Genomic DNA, 20,213 nt, shown 5'->3' with positions numbered 1-20,213 from the left:
CCGGCGTGGGGCCCGCTTCCTACCGATCCCCGACGTCAAGAGCAGTCGGGTACACCATGACCCCGCGAAGGATCGTGGCAACCGGACCCGGCCTCCTGGTTCGGTGACTCGGGTGGGAGCGGGGGCTCCACTTTGCCGCCCCCGCGCAAACGGGGGCTGGTCGCACGTGCAAGGGTAGCAGACCGTGAGCGAAGCATCTGCCACCCCCGGTGACACCCAGTCCAACACCCGCGAGCTGGCCGACATTCCCAGCGTCGAGGTCATCAGCCGATCGGCGCTGATGCTGATGTCGGCCGCCGCGGAGCGGCTCGGGCTGGCCGACGCCGACCCGGACACCAGCCCGCACCGCGACCTCGACGAGGCCCGGCGGCTGATCACCGCCCTGGCCGGGCTGGTCACCGCCTCCGCCGAGTACCTCGGCCCGCACGCCGCCCCGATCCGCGACGGCCTGCAGGGGCTCCAGAAGGCCTTCCGCGAGGGCTCGGCGTTCCCCGACGCCCCCGGTCAGGGGCCGGGCGAGAAGTTCACCGGGCCGGTGTACTGAGCCGGTACCAGACCTCCGGCCGCCCGACCGCCCCGTACTGCGGCTTGCGCACCGCCAGCGCGTTGTCCGCCAGGTACTCCAGGTAGCGGCGGGCGGTCACCCGCGACGCCCCGACCCTCTCCCCCGCCGCCGCGGCGGAGAGGCCGTCGGGGGCGGCGCGCAGGGCGGCGAGGACCGCGTCCAGCGTCTCGCCGCTCATCCCCTTGGGCAGGGTCAGGTTCTCCGAGCCGCGCAGCGACCCGAACACCCCGTCCACCTCGGCCTGGCCCGCGGCCTCGCCGTCCTGGGCCCGGAAGCGGGCGTAGGCGGTCAGCTTGTCGCGCAGGGTGGCGAAGGTGAACGGCTTGAGCAGGTACTGCACCACGCCCAGCGACACCGCGGTCCGCACCACGGTCAGGTCGCGGGCGGAGGTCACGGTGATCACGTCCGCCGGGTGCCCCACGCCGCGCATGGCCCGCACCACGTCGAGGCCGTGCGCGTCGGGCAGGTACAGGTCCAGCAGCACCAGGTCGACCGCGGTGGACTCCAGCGCGCGCAGCGCGTCCCGGCCGGAGTGGGTCACCCCGACCACGCGGAAGCCGGGCACCCGGTCGACGTAGAGGCGGTGCGCGTCGGCCGCGACCGGGTTGTCCTCCACCACCAGCACGTCGATCACGAGCGCCCCCGCAGCGGCAGCCGCACGGTGAACACCGCTCCGCCGCGATCCGCCTCACCCATCTCATCGATTCCACTCGACTCGTCCACATCACCCGACCCACCCGCCCGGCCCACCTCGATCGTCCCGCCCGCCCGCCGGACCGCCTGCCCGACCAGCGCCAAGCCGAGGCCGCGGCCGTCCGCGCCCGCCTTGGTGGAGAAGCCGCGGCGGAACGCGCTGGGCACGTCCGGCAGGCCCGGCCCGGAGTCGGCGACGCGGAGCACCAGCTCGTCCGGGGTGGTGCGGGCGGAGACGTGCACGGTGGGCCTGGCCGCGGCGGCGCCCTCCACGGCGGCGTCGACGGCGTTGTCGATCAGGTTGCCCAGGATGGTCACCAGGTCGCGGGGGGTGGGCGGCTCGTCGGTCCCGGCGCCGAGGGCGCTGTCGGCGATCTCGGTGTCCGGGGAGACGACCAGCTCGACGCCGCGCTCGCTGGCCTCGGCGGCCTTGCCCAGCAGCAGCGCGGCCAGCACCGGCTCGGCGACCGCGGCCACCACCCGGTCGGTCAGCCGCTGGGCGATGGCCAGCTCGCCGGTGGCGAACTCGACGGCCTCGGCGCCGCGGCCGAGTTCGACCAGCGACACCACCGTGTGCAGCCGGTTCGCCGCCTCGTGCGCCTGCGAGCGCAGCGACTCGGCGAAGCCGCGCACGGAGTCCAGCTCCCCGGTCAGGGCCTGGAGGTCGGTGCGGTCGCGGATGGTCACCACGCTGCCCAGGTCGCGGCCGGAGAAGCGCACGGCGGAGGAGTTGACCACCAGGACCCGGGTGTCGGTGAGGTGCAGCTCGTCGCGCATCTCGGTGGCCGCGAGCAGCCGGGCGGTCAGCGCGTCCGGCAGGCCAAGCTCGTCGACCCGCCTGCCCTCGGCGTCGGCGGGCAGGTCGAGCAGGGCGCGCACGCCGTCGTTGCACAGGGTCACCCGGTGGTCCGGGCCGACGAGGACCAGGCCCTCGCGGACCGAGTGCAGGATCGCCTCGTGGTACTCGATCACCTGGCCGAGCCGGGCGGGGGCCAGTCCCCCGGTCTGCCTGCGCAGCCGCCTGCTCACCAGGTAGGTGCCGACGGCGCCCGCGAGCAACCCGACCGCGGCGACGCCGAGCAGTGGCAGCACCCGCCCCGCCACCTGGGCGCTGATCGCCTCCAGCGTGATCCCGGCGCTGACCAGGGCGATCACCCGGCGGTCGGCGTCGAACACCGGCACCACCGCGCGGACCGACGGGCCGAGGGTGCCGGTGTAGGTCTCGGTGAAGGCACGGCCCGCCAGCGCCTCGCCGGTGTTGCCGAGGAACCGCTTGCCGATCTCGGCGGGATTGGGGTGGGTGAAGCGGACGCCGTCGGTGCCCATGATCGTCACGAAGTCCACGTCGGTGTCGGCCAGCACCGCCTGCGCGTAGGGCTGCAACACCGCGGCCGGGTCGGGTGAGCGCACGGCCTGCGCCACCGACGGCGCGTCGGCGACCGCCCTGGCCAGGGCAACCACCGTGGCCGCGCTGGACTCGCGGGCCCGGTCGGCCACGTCCGCCCAGGCCAGCGCCGCGCCCCCGGCCACCAGCACCCCGACGATCACCACCTGGAGCACCAGCAGTTGCCGGGCCAGGCTCCACTGCTTGCGCCCGCTCATGCCCGACAGCATCCACCACCGCCCCCGGGCGGGGCGAAACGTCGGCGACCCGTGAACGCAATGAACACAATGGTGACCTGGAACACAAAGCAGGGGACTCTCAGCCCGATCCCCCGGGCCGCCCCGCCGCGGCCCGACTCCCCAGGAGGCACCCGTGTCGACCACCACCAGCGCGTCACCGCCGCAGCGCCGGGACAAGACGCACTACCTGTACATCGCCGTGATCGTCGCCGTCGTGCTCGGCGTCGCCGTCGGCCTGATCTTCCCGGACCTGGGCAAGGCGCTCAAGCCGGTGGGCACCGGGTTCGTCAACCTGATCAAGATGATGATCAGCCCGATCATCTTCTGCACGATCGTGCTCGGCGTCGGCTCGGTGGCCAAGGCCAAGGCCGTCGGCAAGGTGGGCGGGCTGGCGCTGGTCTACTTCCTGGCGATGTCGACGGTGGCGCTGGCCATCGGCCTGGTCGTCGGCAACCTCCTGCACCCGGGTGACGGCCTGCAGCTCACCGAGGCGGTCGCGGCCAAGGGCGAGGCCCAGGTCGGCGAGGCGGCGAGCACCACCCAGTTCCTGCTGGGCATCATCCCGACCACGCTGGTCTCGGCGTTCACCGAGGGCGAGGTGCTGCAAACCCTGCTGGTGGCGCTGCTGGTGGGCTTCGCGCTGCAGGTCATGGGCCGCACCGGGGAGCCGGTGCTGCGCGGCATCGGGCACATCCAGAAGCTGGTCTTCAAGATCCTGTCGATGATCATGTGGGTGGCCCCGGTCGGCGCGTTCGGCGCGATGGCGGCGGTGGTCGGCGAGACCGGGTTGACGGCGCTCAAGAGCCTCGCGGTCATCATGCTCGGCTTCTACCTGACCTGCCTGCTGTTCGTGACGGTCGTCCTCGGTGGCCTGCTGTGGCTGGTGACCCGGATCAACCTGTTCAAGCTGCTGGCCTACCTGGGCCGCGAGTTCCTGCTGATCCTGTCCACGTCGTCGTCGGAGGTGGCCCTGCCGCGGCTGATCGCCAAGATGGAGCACCTGGGCGTCAGCAAGCCGGTCGTGGGCATCACCGTGCCCACGGGCTACTCGTTCAACCTCGACGGCACCGCCATCTACCTGACGATGGCCACCCTGTTCGTGGCCAACGCGACCGGCGCCCCGCTGTCGGTCGGCGAGCAGATCTCGCTGATGGTCTTCATGATCATCGCCTCCAAGGGCGCCGCGGGCGTCACCGGCGCGGGCCTGGCCACCCTCGCGGGCGGCCTGCAGTCCCACCGCCCCGACCTGGTCGACGGCGTGGGCCTGATCGTCGGCATCGACCGCTTCATGTCTGAGGCGCGGGCGCTGACCAACTTCGCGGGCAACGCCGTCGCCACGGTCCTGCTGGGCACCTGGACCAAGGAGTTCGACCACGAGCAGGCCAACCGCGTCCTGACCGGCCAGTCCCCCTTCGACGAGACCACCATGACCGACGACGGCCACGGCCCCGCCACCGACGCCCCCGACCACCGGGACCCGACCCCCGAGAAGGTCACCGCATCGAAGTAACCGCCACGGTCGTTGGACCGAACGAACCGCCCGAGCCCGATGCCCCCGGACCCGGGCGGTTCGGTCGTCCGGCCCTCCGACCGCACCCGCGGCCTACTCGAACCGGCTCACGTCCCCAGCCCCCACCCGGACGACCTCGGCCACGTCGTCGGAGAAGTCGATCACAGTCGTCGGCACCGTCCCGCACTCCCCCGAGTCGATCACCGCGTCGACGACGTGGTCCAGTTCCTCCTTGATCTCCCACCCCTGCACCATCGGCTCCGCCTCACCCGGGATGAGCAGCGTGGTCGACAGCAACGGCTCCCCCAACTCGGCCAGGATCGCCTGCGTCACCACGTGGTCGGGAATCCGCGCCCCCACGGTCTTCTTCTTCGGGTGCATCAACCGCCGCGGCACCTCCTTGGTCGCGGGCAGGATGAAGGTGTAACTCCCCGGCGTGGCGGCCTTCACGGCGCGGAAGACGGCGTTGCCGACGTGCACGAACTGCCCGAGCTGGGCGAAGTCCCGGCACATCAGCGTGAAGTGGTGGTTCTCGTCCAACTTGCGGATCTGCCGAATCCGCTCGATGGCGTCCCGGTTGCCCAGCGCGCAGCCGAGGGCGTAGCAGGAGTCGGTGGGGTAGGCGATGAGTCCACCCTGGTTGAGCAGGTCCACGACCTGGCCGATCGCTCGGCGCTGCGGGTTGTCGGGGTGGATGTCGAAGTACTTCGCCATGGGTGGAGTCTGCCGCTCCCCGACCTGGCGCGCTCGTTCGGGGTGGGGCCCGGAGCACCGGCCTTGGACGCCACCTTCAGCGTTTGCGAGAGCGTTTCGGTACTGGCAACGAAAACGCCCACGGACGCACCGAAGGTGAACCACGACGAAGCCAAGGCGAGCAGTGCCCGGGTGATCACGTCGCTGATGAACGTCGCGATCAGGTCGAAGACGATCGCCTGCCCGGTTCCCGCCACCACATCCGCGATCTTCACACCCTCGGCGGCTTTCCTCCCCTGTCCGGCGATCTGCCCCGAGCGCAGCGACGCAGCCGTGCGCCACGCCGAGGCACCCGGTGTCGTCGTAATCGGCGATGTTCCGGCTGCTTCCCCGGACAACGCGGACGCTGGATCGGCCGCGCTGCGCAATAGTTCGTCAGCGTCCCCTCGGAATGCCTGCAATGCCAGGATCACCAGGGGTGAGCACAGCGGACCGCAGGCGTCGACACCGCCGAGCCCGACGTGGTTGCCCGCCGCAGCGCGCCGGTCCTACTCCGCCAACCACCGCCCGCACCGGGGTGGACAGTCCAACCGGAGGGCGACCGCGCTGTGGCCCGGTGTGACCGAGGCGGTGTCCTATGGCGACTCCGCGTCCTGCGCGGTTAGGGTCGACTGCGCGGACATCCTGAGCACGATCGACTTCTGCTCACCCGACACGCCCTTCCGGACCCACCAGCACCAGGAGCTGCGCGGGTTCCGGCGGGCGGCACGGATGTCCGACGCGAACCGGACGATGGAGGCACCACGATGACTTCGACCCACGGGCGGCTGCGGCGGACACCGGACTCGGTCGACGGCGGGGACGTGTCGCTGCCCGCCGCTGTGGCCAGGTGGGCTCGTACGCAGGGTGACAAGCGGGCGGTGGCGTTCGTCGACCACCGGGTCGACCCCGAGGGGGAGGTCACCGAGCTGACCTGGGGTGAACTCGATGCCCGGGTGGACGCGGTGGCGGCGTGGTGCCAGAAGCGGGCTGCCCGGGGTGCGCGGGCGGCCGTGCTGGTGGAGCAGGGCACCGACTACGTGGTGGCCTTCCTGGGTGTGTTGCGGGCGGGGCTGGTGGCGGTGCCGCTGTTCGAGCCGAATCCGCTGCCCGGTCACACCGACCGGCTCGCGGCGGTGCTGGCCGACTGCGCCCCGGAGCTGGTGCTGACCACCAGTGCGCACGCCGACGCCGTCGAGTCGTTCCTGCGCGAGCGGGAGCTGGCGGGGCCGGAGCTGGGGTCGGTGGACGTGGTGGCGACGAGCGGGACCGGGGCCGGTGCCGAGCCGGTTGACCTGCGGGCCGAGGACGTGGCGTACCTGCAGTACACCTCCGGGTCGACCCGGACCCCGGCCGGTGTCGTGATCACCCACGGCAACGTGGTGGCCAACGCCGCGCAGGGCTACGAGGCCTACGAGTGCGAGCAGGGCGAGACGACCTCGGTGTGCTGGCTGCCGCTGTTCCACGACATGGGCCTGGTCGTCGGGCTCGCCACCCCGGTGCTCGGTGGGTTCACCGCGCTGCTGATGGACCCGATCGCCTTCGTGCTCCGCCCGCAGCGCTGGTTGGAGGAGATCGCCGGGGTGGAGGGGCCGGTGGTTTCGGCGGCCCCGAACTTCGCCTACGGCTACGTCGCCTCCCGCATGACCGCCGAGGAGCGCGCCGGGCTGCGCCTCGACCACGTCGTCTCGCTCGGGGACGGGTCTGAGCCGGTGATGTCGAAGACGCTGGACACCTTCTACGCCACCTTCGCCGACAACGGCCTGGACCGCCGCGTGCACCGGCACACCTACGGCCTCGCCGAAGCGGTCGTGATGGTCTCGGTGTCCCCTGCGGGGCGCGCGCCGCGCGAGGTCACCCTCGACCGGGTCAGCCTCGCCGCGGGGCGGGCGGTCCACGCCGAGCAGGGCACCACCCTGGTCTCCGCCGGGCAGGGCGCGGGTGGGCAGTTCGTCCGCATCGCCGACCCGGCCACCGGGGTCGCGCTGCCCGAGGGGCACGTCGGGGAGATCTGGTCCAGCGGGCCCAACGTCGGGCAGGGCTACTGGGGCAAGGACGACTCGCACGAGGTCTTCGAGGCCACCCTGACCGACGCCGACGGCACCGTGGTCGACCCCGGTTGGGGCCGCGCGGGCTGGTTGCGCACCGGCGACCTCGGGGTCCTGCTCGACGGTGACCTGTTCATCGCGGGCCGCATCAAGGACCTGATCATCGTCGACGGCACCAACCACTACCCGCAGGACATCGAGTACACCGCCGAGCAGGCGCACCCGGCCATCCGCCGCCACACCGTGGGCGCGTTCTCCGTCCCCGGTGAGACCGGTGAACTGGCCGTCGTGGTGGCCGAGCGGGCCAAGCAGTTCACCGCAGACGACCTCGACCACGCCGAAGTCGCCGCCGCGGTCAAATCCGCGGTTTCCGGGGCGCACGCCCTGGCGATCCACGACGTGGTGATCCTGGGGCCCGGTGAGGTGCCGCGCACGTCCAGCGGCAAGATCCAGCGCTCCGCCTGCCGGGCCCGCTACGCCGAGGGGACGCTGCGCGCGGGGAGCTGAGGCGACGACCGGCAGCGGTGCGCCTCGAACCCGCCGCTGCCGGTCCTCACCAGACCGGGTGGATGAGCCTGCGGGGCGGTGGGACGCGGGCGTGCCTGAGCCTGGCCACCAGCGAGCGGTCGTTGCCGTGGCCGTGGCTGGTGGGTTGCAGGTCGGGGCTCACCGCGCGGACCACCCGGAACGGGCCGGTGGCCACGTCGGCGCTGGTGACGTCGACCACGGCGACCCGGATGTCCTTGTTCGCCAGCGTCGTGGCGAGGTCGTCGCGGGTGGTGGGGAACGTGGGTTCGGGGAGGGCTCCCAGGGTTGTGGTGCCGCCGCAGCGGAGGCGGTCGAAGGCGGCGATGCGCTCGACCGGGAAGTAGTAGGCGGCGTGGTCGAGCACCTCGCGGACACCCCTGGGGCGGCCGGGGACGGGGTGGTGGCCCTCGCGAAGGACGCGGGCGAGGTGGGGGGCGGTCTGGGCGAGTTCGAGGACGGCGCGGCGGATGGCGGTGCGGGGGCTGCGGTCGGTGCCCAGGCCGAGGCTGACGCCGGGCCAGCGGCGGCCGTCGCCGATGGCGAGGGCGACCGCCGTGGTGCCGTAGGTGGAGGTGGGCAGCAGGTGGACCTCGACCGAGGGGCCCATGCCCTGCAGCGCGTCGAGGGTGGCGCGCAGGTCCGGGTCGAGGGTGTCGTCCAGGTCGACGAAGCGGCCCCGGGCGCCGGTGAGCCAGGCGGCCATCATCGCGTCGCGCTCGACCAGTTCCAGGGTGGCCCGGGTGGCGGCGGAGTCGGCGTCGGTGCCCGCGGCCAGGCCGTTGGAGGTGCCCTGGCAGATGAGGTGTTCCGGGAGGACGGTCAGCGCCAGGTAGGCGAAGACGGCGGGCACCCACACCGGGGTGCCGGTGGTGAGCCAGGTGCCGCGGACCCACGGGTGGTCGACGCGGCGGTCGAACGGGACGTGGCCGAAGCCGGGGGTCGCGTACTGCTCCGGTTCGTACAGCGGGAACTCGCGCGGGTCCAGCACCTCCCCGTCCAGGTCGGCCGGGCGGGCCCACACCAGGCGGTCCGGGTCGGGCAGGGAGGCCGAGTAGCGCTCGACGGCCTCGCCGACGGCCGCGACCAGGGCGGCGCGGCGGGTGGTGCCGTTGCCCCAGCCCGCGGGCGTGGCCCGGGGGGTGCCGTCGGCGTCGAGCAGGTGCGGTGGGGCGGCTGTCGCCACGAACGGCAGGCCCGGGCCGGGGCCGAGGGGGCGGCGCAGGGACAGCCACGGGATGACGCCGGTCAGCGGGTCGACCCAGCCCGCCAGCGCCTCCAGCAGTTCCGCCGGGTCGTCGCCCGGGGGCAGGCCGACGGTGCCGATGCCGTCGGCGCCGCCGCAGACGCCGCAGGCCGGGAGGGGGATCACCCGGTGCCACAGCGGGTCGGCGCCGTCGACCAGTTCGGCCAGGTGGTCGACGAGGTCGGTGGCGCCGTCGAGCAGGGCGGCGACCAGGCGCACGACCCGGTCGGGCACCGAGCCCAGCGGCGCCGGGGGCGCGGAGCCCGAGCGGTCCCGGGTGGCCGCGGCGGCGGCGAGCCTGCGGGCCCGGGCGCAGCAGGGGCCACCGGGGCGGCCGGGGACGGCCAGCGGACCCACCAGCGCGGTGCCGCCGTCGAGTTCCACGGTCAGCGCGCGCAGCCGGTTGGCCCGTGCCCACCGCGGGAACTCCACGTCGACCCGGACGCCGCCGCCGACGGCCACCGCCAGCCGGGCCGAGGGCGGGACCGGGGCCGCCCGGTCCAGCGCGACCCGGTCGCCGAACTCGGCGCGCAGCCTGCGCAGCAGCAGCGCGCGGGTGCCGGGGGCGGTCTCGTCCACGGCGGCGTCCTGGTCCAGGACTCCCTCAGCGCGCACGCACCGTCCCCCTGCTCCCGGCCCGGCCCCGGGTCCGGTCGGGCACCAACCGGAAGTCGGCGGAGCCGGTGATCCCCCGCAGGACCTCGCAGGTGGACAGCCGCTCGTCGTCGTCGCCGAGCAGCGCCAGCCTGGCGGCGGTGAGCCGCGCGTGCGGGAGGACCCGCGCTTCGAGTTCCCGGATGTCGGGCATGGTGACCTCCTCGCGGGCGACGGGGTCGGGTGACCGCGTCTACGAGGTAGGAGCAAGCATCGGACACCGGGATACACGTGTCCAGATCCCGCGGGCAACCGTCACCGGCTGTGAGCCGGGGACGGCGTACGGGCGCGCACCGTGCCCGTTCGGGCGGGAACGGGCACGGTGCGCGGCCCGGTCGATCAGAGGACCTTGCCCAGGAACTGCCCGGTGTAGCTCTCCGCGACCTGCACCACGTCCTCCGGCGTGCCCTCGGCGACGACCGTCCCGCCGCCGGAACCGCCCTCGGGTCCCATGTCGACGATCCAGTCGGAGGTCTTGATGACGTCGAGGTTGTGCTCGATGACGATCACCGAGTTGCCCTTGTCGACCAGGCCGTTGATCACGCCCAGCAGCTTGCGGATGTCCTCGAAGTGCAGGCCCGTGGTGGGCTCGTCGAGGATGTAGACCGTGCGGCCGGTGGAGCGCTTCTGCAGCTCGCTGGCCAGCTTCACCCGCTGCGCCTCGCCGCCGGACAGCGTCGGGGCGGGTTGGCCGAGGCGGACGTAGCCCAGGCCGACGTCGACCAGGGTTTGCAGGTGGCGGTGGATCGACTTGATCGGCTCGAAGAACTCCGCCGCCTCCTCGATGGGCATGTCCAGCACCTCGGCGATGGTCTTGCCCTTGTAGTGCACCTCCAGCGTCTCGCGGTTGTAGCGGGCGCCCTTGCAGACCTCGCAGGGCACGTAGACGTCGGGGAGGAAGTTCATCTCGATCTTGATCGTGCCGTCGCCCGCGCACGCCTCGCAGCGCCCGCCCTTGACGTTGAAGGAGAAGCGGCCCGGCTGGTAGCCGCGCACCTTCGCCTCGGTGGTGGAGGCGAACAGCTTGCGCATGTGGTCGAACACGCCGGTGTAGGTGGCGGCGTTGGACCGCGGGGTGCGCCCGATCGGGGACTGGTCGACCTGCACCAGCTTGTCCAGGTGTTGCAGGCCGTTGATCCGGGTGTGCCGCCCGGGCACCTGGCGGGCGCCGTTGAGCTTGTTCGCCAGGACGGTGGCCAGGATGTCGTTGACCAGGGTCGACTTGCCCGAGCCGGAGACGCCGGTGACCGACACCAGGCAGCCCAGCGGGAACGCCACGTCGATGCCGCGCAGGTTGTGCTCACGGGCGCCGACGACGGTCAACTGCCGCTTCTTGTCGATCGGCCTGCGGATCTCCGGCACGTCGATCTTGCTGCGACCGGCCAGGTACGCGCCGGTCAGCGACTCCTTGTTGCGCAGCAGGTTCTTGAAGGTGCCGCTGTGCACGACCTTGCCGCCGTGCTCGCCCGCGCCGGGTCCGATGTCGACGATCCAGTCCGAGGTGCGGATGGTGTCCTCGTCGTGCTCGACGACGATCAGCGTGTTGCCCAGGTCGCGCAGCCGGGTCAGGGTCTCGATCAGCCGGTGGTTGTCGCGCTGGTGCAGGCCGATCGACGGCTCGTCGAGGACGTAGAGCACGCCGACCAGGCCGGAGCCGATCTGGGTGGCCAGCCGGATGCGCTGCGCCTCGCCGCCGGACAGGGTGCCGGAGGCTCGGTCGAGGGACAGGTAGTCCAGGCCGACGTCGAGCAGGAACCGCAGCCGGGCCTGGATCTCCTTGAGCACCGCGCCCGCGATCATCGATTCGCGCTTGCCCAGGGTCAGCGCGTCGAGGAACGCCGAGCACTCCCCGATCGACATGGCCGACACCTCGGCGATGGACCGGTCGCCCCGGGCGTGCTGGAGGGTGACCGCCAGGATCTCCGGCTTGAGCCGGGTGCCCTGGCAGGCCGGGCAGGGCACCTCCCGCATGTAGCCCTCGTACTTCTCCCGCTGCGACTCGGAGTCGGTCTGCTCCTGGCGGCGCTCCAGGAACGGGATCACGCCCTCGAACGCGGCGTAGTACGAGCGCTGGCGGCCGTAGCGGTTCTTGTAGCGGATGTGGACCTGCTCGTCGACGCCGTGCAGCACCGCCTTCTGCACCTTCGCGGGCAGCCGCCGCCACGGGGTGTCCATCCGGAACCCGAGGGCTTCCGACAGCGAGGTGAGCAGCCGGGTGAAGTACTCGGCGGTCTGCCCGCCCGCCCACGGGGCGATCGCGCCGTCGAGCAGCGACAGCTCGTCGTCGGGGACGACCAGCTCCGGGTCGACCTCCTTGCGGATGCCCAGGCCGGTGCACACGGTGCAGGCGCCATACGGGGAGTTGAAGGAGAACGAACGCGGTTCGAGGTCTTCCAGGCCCAGCGGGTGCCCGTTCGGGCAGGCCAGGTTCTCGGAGAAGCCGCGGCGGCGGCCGGGGTCCTTCTCGTCGAGGTCGACGAAGTCCAGCTCCACCAGGCCGTCGGCCAGGCGCAGCGCGGTCTCCACCGAGTCGGTGAGGCGCTGCTTGGAGCTCGACTTGACCGCCAGCCGGTCGACGATGACGGCGATGTCGTGCTTCTCCTGCTTCTTGAGCTTCGGCGGGTCGGCCAGCGAGTGCGCGGTGCCGTCGACCAGGGCGCGGGAGTAGCCCTGGGCCTGCAACGAGGAGAACAGGTCGACGTACTCGCCCTTGCGGCTGCGGATGACCGGCGCGAGCACCTGGAAGCGCAGCCCGCCCTCCATCGCCAGCACCTGGTCGACGATCTGCTGCGGGGTCTGCTTGCTGATCGCCTCACCGCAGGTGGGGCAGTGCGGCTTGCCCGCGCGCGCGTAGAGCAGCCGCAGGTAGTCGTAGACCTCGGTGATGGTGCCGACCGTGGACCGCGGGTTGCGGCTGGTCGACTTCTGGTCGATCGACACCGCGGGCGAGAGGCCCTCGATGAAGTCGACGTCCGGCTTGTCCATCTGGCCGAGGAACTGCCTGGCGTAGGCCGACAGCGATTCGACGTAGCGCCGCTGCCCCTCGGCGAAGATGGTGTCGAAGGCCAGGCTCGACTTGCCGGAGCCGGACAGCCCGGTGAAGACGATGAGGCTGTCGCGGGGCAGGTCGATGTCCACGCCGCGCAGGTTGTGCTCCCGGGCGCCGCGAACGACGAGGCGGTCGGCCACTGAGGTCCCTTCGGTAGAAAACTGCTGGTCGGGCTGCCGGCGGCGGGCGTGCGGCCCCTGGTCGGAGGCGCGCGGGAGTGCGGGTGGCACCCACTTCGGCGGCAGGCGGTCATGCTAGGACGGGGCACCGACAATTCTCGCCGACCGCTTCCCGGCCCGCACCCCACCCCGGGTCTACCCGCCGGTGACGCGCGGACGCCTACCCTGGGTGGTGACGGGTGCGCCGCGCCCGCACGAGGCAGCCGGGGGTCTGGATGAGTGCAGCGAGCACGTCGGCCGGTTCAGCGGTGGACCGGGGCGGTCCGCCGGACCAGCGTACGCCCGACCGTTCGACCGCGGCCGACCGCGCCGCGTCGGCCCACGGGTTGCTCCGGCAGGCCTGGTCGGTGCTGCGCGAGCGGGTCGCCGGGCTCGACGAGGACGCGTTCCGGGCGCCGAGCCTGCTGCCGGGGTGGAGCAGGGCGCACCTGGTGAGCCACCTCGCGCGCAGCGCCGACGCCCTGGTGAACCTGCTCACCTGGGCCAGGACCGGCATCGAGCACCCCGCCTACCCCAGCCGCGCCGACCGCGACGCCGACATCGAGGCGGGCGCCGACCGGCTGGCCCAGGTCATCCGCGAGGACCTGGGCGCCGCGTGCGACCGCTTCCACGTCGCGGTCGAGGGCCTGGCCGACGACCAGTGGTCGGCCACGGTCGCCCACTACACCGGCCGCGCGTTCCCGGCGGAGCAGGTCGTGGAGATGGCCCTGTTCGAGGCGTGGAACCACCTGGTCGACCTGGACGTGGGCGTGGGGTACGCCGACGTGCCGGACGCGGCGCTGGAGCGGCTGCTCGACCACGCCGCCCGCCCGCACCTGGCGCGGGTGGACGGCGAGCCGGTGGTGCTGGTGGCCGACCTGGCCGGTGGGGCTCAGCGCCGCTGGGAACTGGCCATCGCCGCGGCCCCGGGGGCCGAGGAGTTGCGCGGTTCGGGCACCGCGGTGCTGGCGTGGCTGACCAGGGGCGACGCGTCCGGCATCAGCGGCGAGCCGCCGGAGCTCGCGGCCTGGGGCTGAGGCACCTGGGGCAGCTCGCGCAGCGCCTCGGCCGCCGCCAGCACGGTGTTCCTGGCGGCGGCCCAGCGCCGCGGCCAGACCGTCGTCAGCCAGCGGTGCGCGGGCGCCTCGACCAGCCGGGTCATCGCCCACCCGGCCAGCACGGCCATGGCCGTGCAGAGGACCAGCCTGCCCCAGGCGCCCACCCCGGCGTCGAGCAGGAACCGGGCGAGCACGAAGCCCAGCTCCTGGTGCACCAGGTAGACGCCGAAGGAGATGCCGCCGAGCCAGCGGATCGGCCCGGCGAGCGAGCGCAGCACCGGCAGGTCCCAGTCCGGCCCGCCCGCGGCGGCCACGATGCCGAGCAGGATGACGCCGAAGGCGATCGTCGACGGGGTGTCGGCGAAGTAAGCGTGCGCGTCCTGGGCGACCAGCGCGGCGAGCAGGTAGAAGGCCAGGTGCCTGCCGGAGAACCGGCCCTTGGTCCACAGCCAGATCGCCGCGCCGACGCCGAAGAGCGCCACCCGGTGCAGCGCGAGGCCGTCGAACAGGGAGATGACCCACTGCTGGGCGCCGTCGCCGCGCCACAGGAACCGGATCACCAGGGGTGCCAGGATCAGGGTCCACAGCAGCACCGGCAGCTTCGCGCCGCGCCCCCAGCCGCGCGGCCACAGCAGCGCCGCCACGAAGAAGGCCATGACCTGCACCGGCAGCGTCCAGTAGGAGGCGTCGACCCAGTGGAACTGCGGGGACCACGCCTGCACCAGGAACAGGTTCGCCAGCAGGTCGGTCGGGGTGGGCAGGTACCAGCCGAACAGCGGCGCCACCGCCCGGGACACGGCGTAGGTCAGCACGACCGCCACCAGGTAGGCGGGCAGCAGCCGGGCCAGCCGGTTCCACAGCCAGGTGCCGGTGTTCCCGCGCCGCACGGTCACGCAGACGAAGTACGCGGAGATCACCAGCAGGGTGCTCGCGCCGAACTGCAACGGGAGCACGAACGGGTAGGGACCCAGTTCGGGGTGGTTGATCGGCGACTGGTGCGTGATGTGCTGGATGACGACCGAGTAGACGGCCAGCACCCGAATCACGTCCCAGCTGATCTTGCGCGGGGACCGCTTCTGGTTCGCTGTCTCAGTGGTGTCCACGTGCTCACAGGTGTTCGGCGACGGGGGCTCGTGTTAGCGGATCACGCGTTGGTAACAGGGTACGTTCCCCGGGTACGAGCATCTGAAACGGGTACCCGGCCCGGCCGTGCGCTAGCGTCGGTCGGCGTGGACTTCCTCGACGACTACACCGGCCACGTCGAACCCGGTGGACCGGCCGCCCGGCGCACCCTCGGCACCCTGGAGGTGACGAAGGTCTCGGTGGGGCCGATGGACAACAACGCCTACCTGCTGACTTGCCCCGCCACCCGCGAGGCGCTGCTGGTGGACGCCGCCAACGACCCGGACCGGCTGTCGGACCTGATCGGCTCCGGCCCCGACCGCCCCACCCTGCGCACCATCGTCACCACCCACCAGCACGGCGACCACTGGCAGGCCCTCGGCGCCATCGCGGGCAAGTTCGGCGCCGAGACCATCGCCCACAACGACGACGCGGGCCCCCTCCCCATCCCCCCGGACCGCCTGGTCATCAACGGCGACAAGATCGCGGTGGGCGAGGTCGAGCTGGAGGTCATCCACCTGCGCGGCCACACCCCCGGCTCCATCGCCCTGCTGTACCGCGACCCGGAGGGCACCCCTCACCTGTGGACGGGCGACTCCCTGTTCCCGGGCGGCGTCGGCAAGACCACCCTCCCGGAAGACTTCGAGTCCCTGATCAACGACGTGGAGCACCGCCTCTTCGACACCCTCCCGGACGACACCTGGTTCTACCCCGGCCACGGCGACGACGGCACCCTGGGCAACGAGCGCCCGAAGCTCCACATGTGGCGCGAGCGCGGTTGGTAGGTGAATGTCGGGCGCTCCGGCGAGCGGGCCGGTATATCTCCTCGCCGGAGCACCTGCCGATGCGCTCAGCCACGTGGACGCTTCCACGGATCGCTGTCGCTGACGCGTTCCTCGGAACCGAAGAACTCATCAGCTTCCTGCCGCAGTGATGCGCTTCCAATGCTGGGCAGCCGCCGGTGGCGCCGCACCAACTCTTCGGCCGTCATCCGCCGTCTGCGCGGAAGCGGGCCCAATTCAGCGACCTCAACACCGTTGCAGGTGATGCGGTACGTCTCGCCTTCCTGGACGGCATCCATAGCGGCAGTGGAGTTGGCACAGAACTCCTTCCGACTGATTCTACGCATGTCGAGAGCGTAACCACGCATTTCCAGACGCCACGCCAACTGCTTTGCACCCATTGATGTGGATTGGGCGGGCTGCGGATGACCATTACGCGCTAGATTGGTTACCCAGGGTCACAGACGGGGGGTGCGGCGTGCCGGGTGCGGTGGAGCTGGTCGCCGGGGTGCCCGGGTTGGATGCCGGGCAGCGGCGGGTGTTGGCGGCGCTGCTGGAGCACACCGCGACCGGGGGTGGGTTGTTCGTCCGGGTGGGGCGGGCGGCGGGTGAGCCGGACGCGTTCCAGGTCAGCCGGGGTGGGGTGCGCGCCGTGGTAGTCGACGACCTGGCGCCGGACGCCGGGACCGGGCGGGCGTTGGTGCGCCACGCCGAGGAGCACTGTGCCGGGCTGCGCGGGCCGGGTGGGCGGGAGTTCCCGTCGACGGCGGTCGGGGTGGTGTGGGTGCGGCCCGGGGCCGAGCCCACCTGGAGTCGGGACGACCGGCTCTACCAGGCGGTGAACGAGACCGGGTTGGCCGCGCTCACCACCCGGGAGACCAGGCACCTCAGTGCGGCTGCGGCGAACCGGGTGGCGGGTGAGTTGGCCAAGCGGTTGCGGGCCTACCGGCGGTTGTCCGTCGGGCCTGTCCCGCCCGCACCGGAGCAGGGGGAGTTGATCGACGGCGGCGCGGTCGTGTCGGACGTGGTGGATGCCGCGCGGGACCGGCCGTTCGAGAGTTGGTTGACGTTCCTGCACCCGTCGCAGCGCAGGTTGGTGACCCGCCGCTACAGCGGTCCGGCGCGGATCAGTGGGCCCGCCGGGACGGGGAAGACCGTGGTGGCGCTGCACCGGTTGCGCCACCTCGCCCGCAGGCACAGCGGGCCGTTGCTGTTCACCACGTTCGTGCGCACCCTGCCGGAGGTGCACGCGCGCGCCTTCCGCACCCTGGCACCGGAACTCGACGGCCGAGTTGAGTTCACCAACCTGCATGCCTGGGCGGTGGAGTTCCTGCGCGCCAGGGGCACCGCCGTGCTGCTGCAGAGCAAGGTGGTCGACGCGGCGTTCGGCCAGGCTTGGCTGCGGGAGCGGGTGCACCTCGAACCGGTCGAGCCCACCTCCGGCTACTGGCGCGACGAGCTGACGCAGGTGATCGGCGGGCGCGGGGTGGGCACCTTCGAGGAGTACCTGGCGGTGCCCAGGCGCGGGCGCCGCCTCCGCCTGACCGAGTCGCAGCGCGAGGCGGTCTGGCGCCTGCACGACCGCTACCGCGACGAACTGGCCCGCCGGGGTGCCTGCGACTTCACCGACGTGATCACCCTGGCGGACCGCGAGGTCCGGCGCAGCCCACCGGAGCGCCCCTACGCCGCCGTGGTGGTCGACGAGGTGCAGGACCTCCCCCTGGTCGGTCTCCGCCTGCTGCACCGCCTGGCGGGCGACGGCCCCGATCGCCTCCTGCTGGTCGGCGACGGCCAGCAGCAGGTCTACCCCGGTGGCTGGCGGTTGTCGGAGGCGGGCATCCCCATCCTCGGTCGCGGTGAGGTGCTGCGCGTGAACTACCGCAACCGCACGGAGATCCTCGACTTCGCCCGCCGCATCGAGGCGACCGACACCATCGACGACCTCGACGGCGGCGCGGGCGTGGCCCTCCGCGACGCCGAGGCCGCCCACTCCCCGGGTGGGACGGTCACCACCTGGCGCGGCACGGACGCGGAACTGCCCGCGGCGCTCGTGGGCGCGGTGCGGGCGCTGCGGGTGGACCCGGACCGCATCGCCGTGATCGCTTTCGGCCGGGGGGCGGTGGCCCGGTGCCGCGCGGTCCTGGAGAAGGCGGGCGTCGCGGTCACCCCGCTGGAGCGCTACACCGGCGAACCGGACGGCACGGTGAAGGTGGGGACCGTGCTGCGGGCCAAGGGCCTGGACTTCCAGGCGGTCCTGGTGGTCAACACCGGCGAACCCCCGGACCGCGACGACGAGGGGGGTCGCCTGGGCGAGCGGCGGAAGCTGGTCGCCGCCACCAGGGCCCGCGACCACCTGTGGTGGGCCACGGTCACCCCGAACACCTGATCTCAGCGATACGAGCAACCCCAACACATCCAGCCCAGGGCCTGACCAACCCCGCCCTGACCAACCGCGCCCTGGCTGTCTGCCACCCCGAACCCCTCCGGCCCAGCCGCCGACCACCCGAAAACCGCAGGCCCGGTGGCGGAGGTCGTGGCCGAACTGGGTGGTTCGACCTTGCCGGAGAAAGTTCTCAGGGTGTGTCGATTTCGGGGCGGGCCGTTCGACGCAGGGGTGAGAGTCCGAGAAGAGGAGCCCGCCATGCCGAAGTTCGCCACTGTGGACGAGTACACCGCCGCGCTCGCCGAGCCGCTGCGGGAGATCGTGGAGGGGATGCGGCCGGTGTTGTCCGGTGCGCTGCCGGAGGCCACCGAGGGGCTGTTCCACGGTGCGCCGACCTGGAGCGTGGGCAAGGCGCGCGTGTGCTTCGTGAAGGCCCACGGCTCGCACGTGGCGTTCGCCCTGTGGCGGGGGCAAGACGTCGAGGACGCTTCGGGGCGGTTGGAGGCGATGTCGAACCGGATGGCGCAGGTGCGACTGCGGTCCGCATCGGACATCGATCCCGCGGTGTTCGCGGGGTGGCTGCGGCAGGCGCTCGCGCTGGAGGGCTGAGCGCCCGCCGCGACCGGGGTGGGGATCAGCCCCAGATCGACGTGACCCACTCGGGGTGGTCGATGAACGGGTTGCGGTTGTGCTGGTAGGTGTCGTAGATGACCTGGTTGCGCCGCTTCTCGAAGGCGTCCGGCGGGTCTTGGGCGTTCCACTGCTTGAGCACCGACAGCTTGCCGATGTTCGGGTTGCTGCTGTTGGAGGTGCTTTCGTTGACCTCCAGGTCGGCCCAGCCGTCGCCGCCCTCGTAGCGGACGGACATGTAGAGGATCATCCGGGCGACGTCGCCCTTGACCGCGTTGCGGGGCTCGAAGGAGTCGGCGTCGGTGTAGCTGCCGGGGGCCTCGGCGACGGGGGAACCGCCGTTGTCGAAGTCCTTGTTGCCCCGGGTGGAGTTGACCGAGACGTCCTCGGGGCGCAGGTGGTGGATGTCGGTGCCGGGGCCGGTGGCGGTGCCGAAGTCGCCGTGGGACTTGGCCCAGACGTGCTCGCGGTTCCAGTCGTTGACGCCGCCGCCGTTGGTGGACTTCGACTGGGAGCGCCCGGAGTAGACCAGGATGACGTTGCCGCTGTTGTTCGGGTCCTGGTCGGTGTTCTTCAGCGCCGCCCACACCGCGTCGTAGCTGAGCTTGGTGACGCCGGTGCTGATGATGTTGTGCAGCGCCGATTCCAGGGCGGGGCCGGTCTTGCCCAGGGCGCTCGCGTAGTAGGTGCTGTCGTAGTCACCGCTGCCGCCGCCGGGCGCGCTGGTCGGTGGGGTGGTGGTGCTCGACGGCGGGGTGCTGCCGCCGACCGTGGCGAAGGCGGTGGTCGAGGTCAGGCCCGGGTGCGAGAAGTAGGCACCCAGCGTGCCGGTGACGTCGAGCTGCTTGCCCAGCAGGGAGGGGTTGGACTTGAGCCCGTAGCCGGAGCGGTGGGCGGTGGGGATCTGCACGTAGATCATCCGGGTGGTGCCGGTCTCGGCCGCGGTGTCGGCGATGGCCAGCGCGTAGTCCGAGGGGTAGTTCGACCGGACCACGGTGTTGGTGGCCGTCGGCTGCCCGACCACGTAGCCGCGGACGGTGGCGGTGCCGCCGCCCTGCTGCGCGATGGCTTGGGTGACGGTGAGCGGGGTGGCGGCGCCTGCGGCAGGGGCCTGCAGCGCGACCATTGTGGTGAGGACGGCCACGAGGGCCGAGAACGTGGATAAGAGGGTCCAGCGGCGTTGGCGCACGGGCTTGAGTCCCTTCCCCGACGGCCGACCCAGCGGGGTCGACGCAAAGTGACTAAGTGTTCGCGATCGAGTGAAGGCTGCCACGCGACAACGCACTGTGGCGTGAATTCGGTGCGGCGTTCCGGTGTCGATCAGCGAACTGCGTCGGAAAGGTCCACCCGGACCGGGCCACTCGGCCGAACAGGGTTCGGCAGGAGGGCGGACACGAAAGCGCGGCCCTGCCGTCGGGGGGTGGCAAGGCCGCAC

16 protein-coding genes and 2 pseudogenes are annotated in these 20,213 nt (G+C 72.3%); 8 read left to right on the top strand and 10 right to left on the bottom strand.

Going from position 1 to position 20,213, the window contains the following annotated elements:
* Positions 1 to 184: 184 nt before the first annotated feature.
* Positions 185 to 544 (top strand): DUF1844 domain-containing protein, encoded by a 360-nt coding sequence (locus UO65_RS20535; RefSeq protein ID WP_035285118.1) that lies wholly within the window; start codon positions 185 to 187, stop codon positions 542 to 544.
* On the opposite strand, the gene UO65_RS20530 is transcribed toward UO65_RS20535, so the two are convergent.
* Both UO65_RS20530 and UO65_RS20525 read right to left on the bottom strand, forming a co-directional pair.
* Positions 525 to 1,199 carry a response regulator gene (locus tag UO65_RS20530; RefSeq protein WP_035285117.1) on the bottom strand — a complete coding sequence of 225 codons (675 nt, stop codon included), beginning with the start codon at positions 1,197 to 1,199 and terminating at the stop codon, positions 525 to 527. The two genes, UO65_RS20535 and UO65_RS20530, sit on opposite strands and share 20 nt — an antisense overlap.
* On the bottom strand, positions 1,196 to 2,860 hold the full coding sequence (locus UO65_RS20525; RefSeq protein ID WP_152552185.1) for an ATP-binding protein: 1,665 nt from the start codon (positions 2,858 to 2,860) through the stop codon (positions 1,196 to 1,198). Before UO65_RS20525 ends, UO65_RS20530 begins: the two co-directional genes overlap by 4 nt.
* A gap of 154 nt (positions 2,861 to 3,014) precedes the next feature.
* Here UO65_RS20525 and UO65_RS20520 point away from each other — a divergent pair, with 154 nt between their 5' ends.
* Positions 3,015 to 4,391: a cation:dicarboxylate symporter family transporter gene (locus UO65_RS20520; protein WP_035285114.1), complete on the top strand. Its 1,377-nt coding sequence runs from the start codon at positions 3,015 to 3,017 to the stop codon at positions 4,389 to 4,391.
* A gap of 93 nt (positions 4,392 to 4,484) precedes the next feature.
* Here the strand turns inward: UO65_RS20520 and UO65_RS20515 are convergent, their stop codons facing one another.
* The gene (locus UO65_RS20515; RefSeq protein WP_035285113.1) at positions 4,485 to 5,105 is read right to left on the bottom strand and encodes an L-threonylcarbamoyladenylate synthase; all 621 of its coding nucleotides are present in this window, start codon (positions 5,103 to 5,105) and stop codon (positions 4,485 to 4,487) included.
* Between the two features lie 63 nt (positions 5,106 to 5,168).
* Here UO65_RS20515 and UO65_RS36005 point away from each other — a divergent pair, with 63 nt between their 5' ends.
* Both UO65_RS36005 and UO65_RS20505 read left to right on the top strand, forming a co-directional pair.
* On the top strand, positions 5,169 to 5,894 hold the full coding sequence (locus UO65_RS36005) for a hypothetical protein (protein ID WP_152552184.1): 726 nt from the start codon (positions 5,169 to 5,171) through the stop codon (positions 5,892 to 5,894).
* Positions 5,891 to 7,678: a fatty acyl-AMP ligase gene (locus tag UO65_RS20505; RefSeq protein WP_035285111.1), complete on the top strand. Its 1,788-nt coding sequence runs from the start codon at positions 5,891 to 5,893 to the stop codon at positions 7,676 to 7,678. Before UO65_RS36005 ends, UO65_RS20505 begins: the two co-directional genes overlap by 4 nt.
* Before the next feature lie 46 nt (positions 7,679 to 7,724).
* On the opposite strand, the gene UO65_RS38685 is transcribed toward UO65_RS20505, so the two are convergent.
* From UO65_RS38685 to uvrA, 3 genes are all read right to left on the bottom strand, one after another.
* Positions 7,725 to 9,557, bottom strand: a complete 1,833-nt coding sequence (locus tag UO65_RS38685) for a YcaO-like family protein (protein WP_035285109.1) — start codon at positions 9,555 to 9,557, stop codon at positions 7,725 to 7,727.
* Positions 9,547 to 9,750 carry a hypothetical protein gene (locus tag UO65_RS36885; RefSeq protein ID WP_035285107.1) on the bottom strand — a complete coding sequence of 68 codons (204 nt, stop codon included), beginning with the start codon at positions 9,748 to 9,750 and terminating at the stop codon, positions 9,547 to 9,549. The genes UO65_RS38685 and UO65_RS36885 overlap by 11 nt, the downstream gene beginning before the upstream one ends.
* 185 nt (positions 9,751 to 9,935) lie before the next feature.
* Entirely contained in the window at positions 9,936 to 12,785 is a 2,850-nt protein-coding gene (gene uvrA / locus UO65_RS20490; RefSeq protein ID WP_035285106.1) for an excinuclease ABC subunit UvrA, read from the bottom strand.
* Between the two features lie 254 nt (positions 12,786 to 13,039).
* Between uvrA and UO65_RS34765 the strand changes: the two are divergent.
* Positions 13,040 to 13,723 (top strand): annotated as a pseudogene (locus UO65_RS34765) (maleylpyruvate isomerase N-terminal domain-containing protein); the annotation flags it as partial.
* On the opposite strand, the gene UO65_RS20480 reads toward UO65_RS34765, so the two are convergent.
* Positions 13,696 to 14,964, bottom strand: coding sequence for an acyltransferase family protein (locus tag UO65_RS20480; protein ID WP_035285098.1), 1,269 nt, complete (start codon positions 14,962 to 14,964; stop codon positions 13,696 to 13,698). The pseudogene UO65_RS34765 and the gene UO65_RS20480 overlap by 28 nt on opposite strands.
* Before the next feature lie 126 nt (positions 14,965 to 15,090).
* Between UO65_RS20480 and UO65_RS20475 the strand changes: the two genes are divergently transcribed.
* The gene (locus UO65_RS20475) at positions 15,091 to 15,768 is read left to right on the top strand and encodes an MBL fold metallo-hydrolase (RefSeq protein WP_035285097.1); all 678 of its coding nucleotides are present in this window, start codon (positions 15,091 to 15,093) and stop codon (positions 15,766 to 15,768) included.
* A 65-nt stretch (positions 15,769 to 15,833) separates the two neighbouring features.
* Here the strand turns inward: UO65_RS20475 and UO65_RS34760 are convergent, their stop codons facing one another.
* The gene (locus UO65_RS34760; RefSeq protein ID WP_233427770.1) at positions 15,834 to 16,064 is read right to left on the bottom strand and encodes a PhdYeFM domain-containing protein; all 231 of its coding nucleotides are present in this window, start codon (positions 16,062 to 16,064) and stop codon (positions 15,834 to 15,836) included.
* 179 nt (positions 16,065 to 16,243) lie between these two features.
* Between UO65_RS34760 and UO65_RS20470 the strand changes: the two genes are divergently transcribed.
* A complete protein-coding gene (locus UO65_RS20470) occupies positions 16,244 to 18,151 on the top strand; it encodes a UvrD-helicase domain-containing protein (protein WP_035285095.1) in 1,908 nt (635 codons plus the stop codon).
* A gap of 255 nt (positions 18,152 to 18,406) precedes the next feature.
* On the top strand, positions 18,407 to 18,757 hold the full coding sequence (locus UO65_RS20465) for a DUF1801 domain-containing protein (protein ID WP_035285093.1): 351 nt from the start codon (positions 18,407 to 18,409) through the stop codon (positions 18,755 to 18,757).
* Between the two features lie 25 nt (positions 18,758 to 18,782).
* Here UO65_RS20465 and UO65_RS20460 read toward each other — a convergent pair whose 3' ends face one another.
* Both UO65_RS20460 and UO65_RS39015 read right to left on the bottom strand, forming a co-directional pair.
* Positions 18,783 to 19,574 (bottom strand): endonuclease I family protein, encoded by a 792-nt coding sequence (locus tag UO65_RS20460; protein WP_411431365.1) that lies wholly within the window; start codon positions 19,572 to 19,574, stop codon positions 18,783 to 18,785.
* Positions 19,563 to 19,904 (bottom strand): annotated as a pseudogene (locus UO65_RS39015) (DUF6359 domain-containing protein); the annotation flags it as partial. The gene UO65_RS20460 and the pseudogene UO65_RS39015, both read right to left, overlap by 12 nt.
* Positions 19,905 to 20,213 lie beyond the last annotated feature (309 nt).

Source organism: Actinokineospora spheciospongiae, from assembly GCF_000564855.1.
Lineage (GTDB): Bacteria > Actinomycetota > Actinomycetes > Mycobacteriales > Pseudonocardiaceae > Actinokineospora > Actinokineospora spheciospongiae.
The sequence above is the reverse complement of the archived record's forward strand: the minus strand, read 5'-3'. Positions and strand labels throughout refer to the sequence as shown.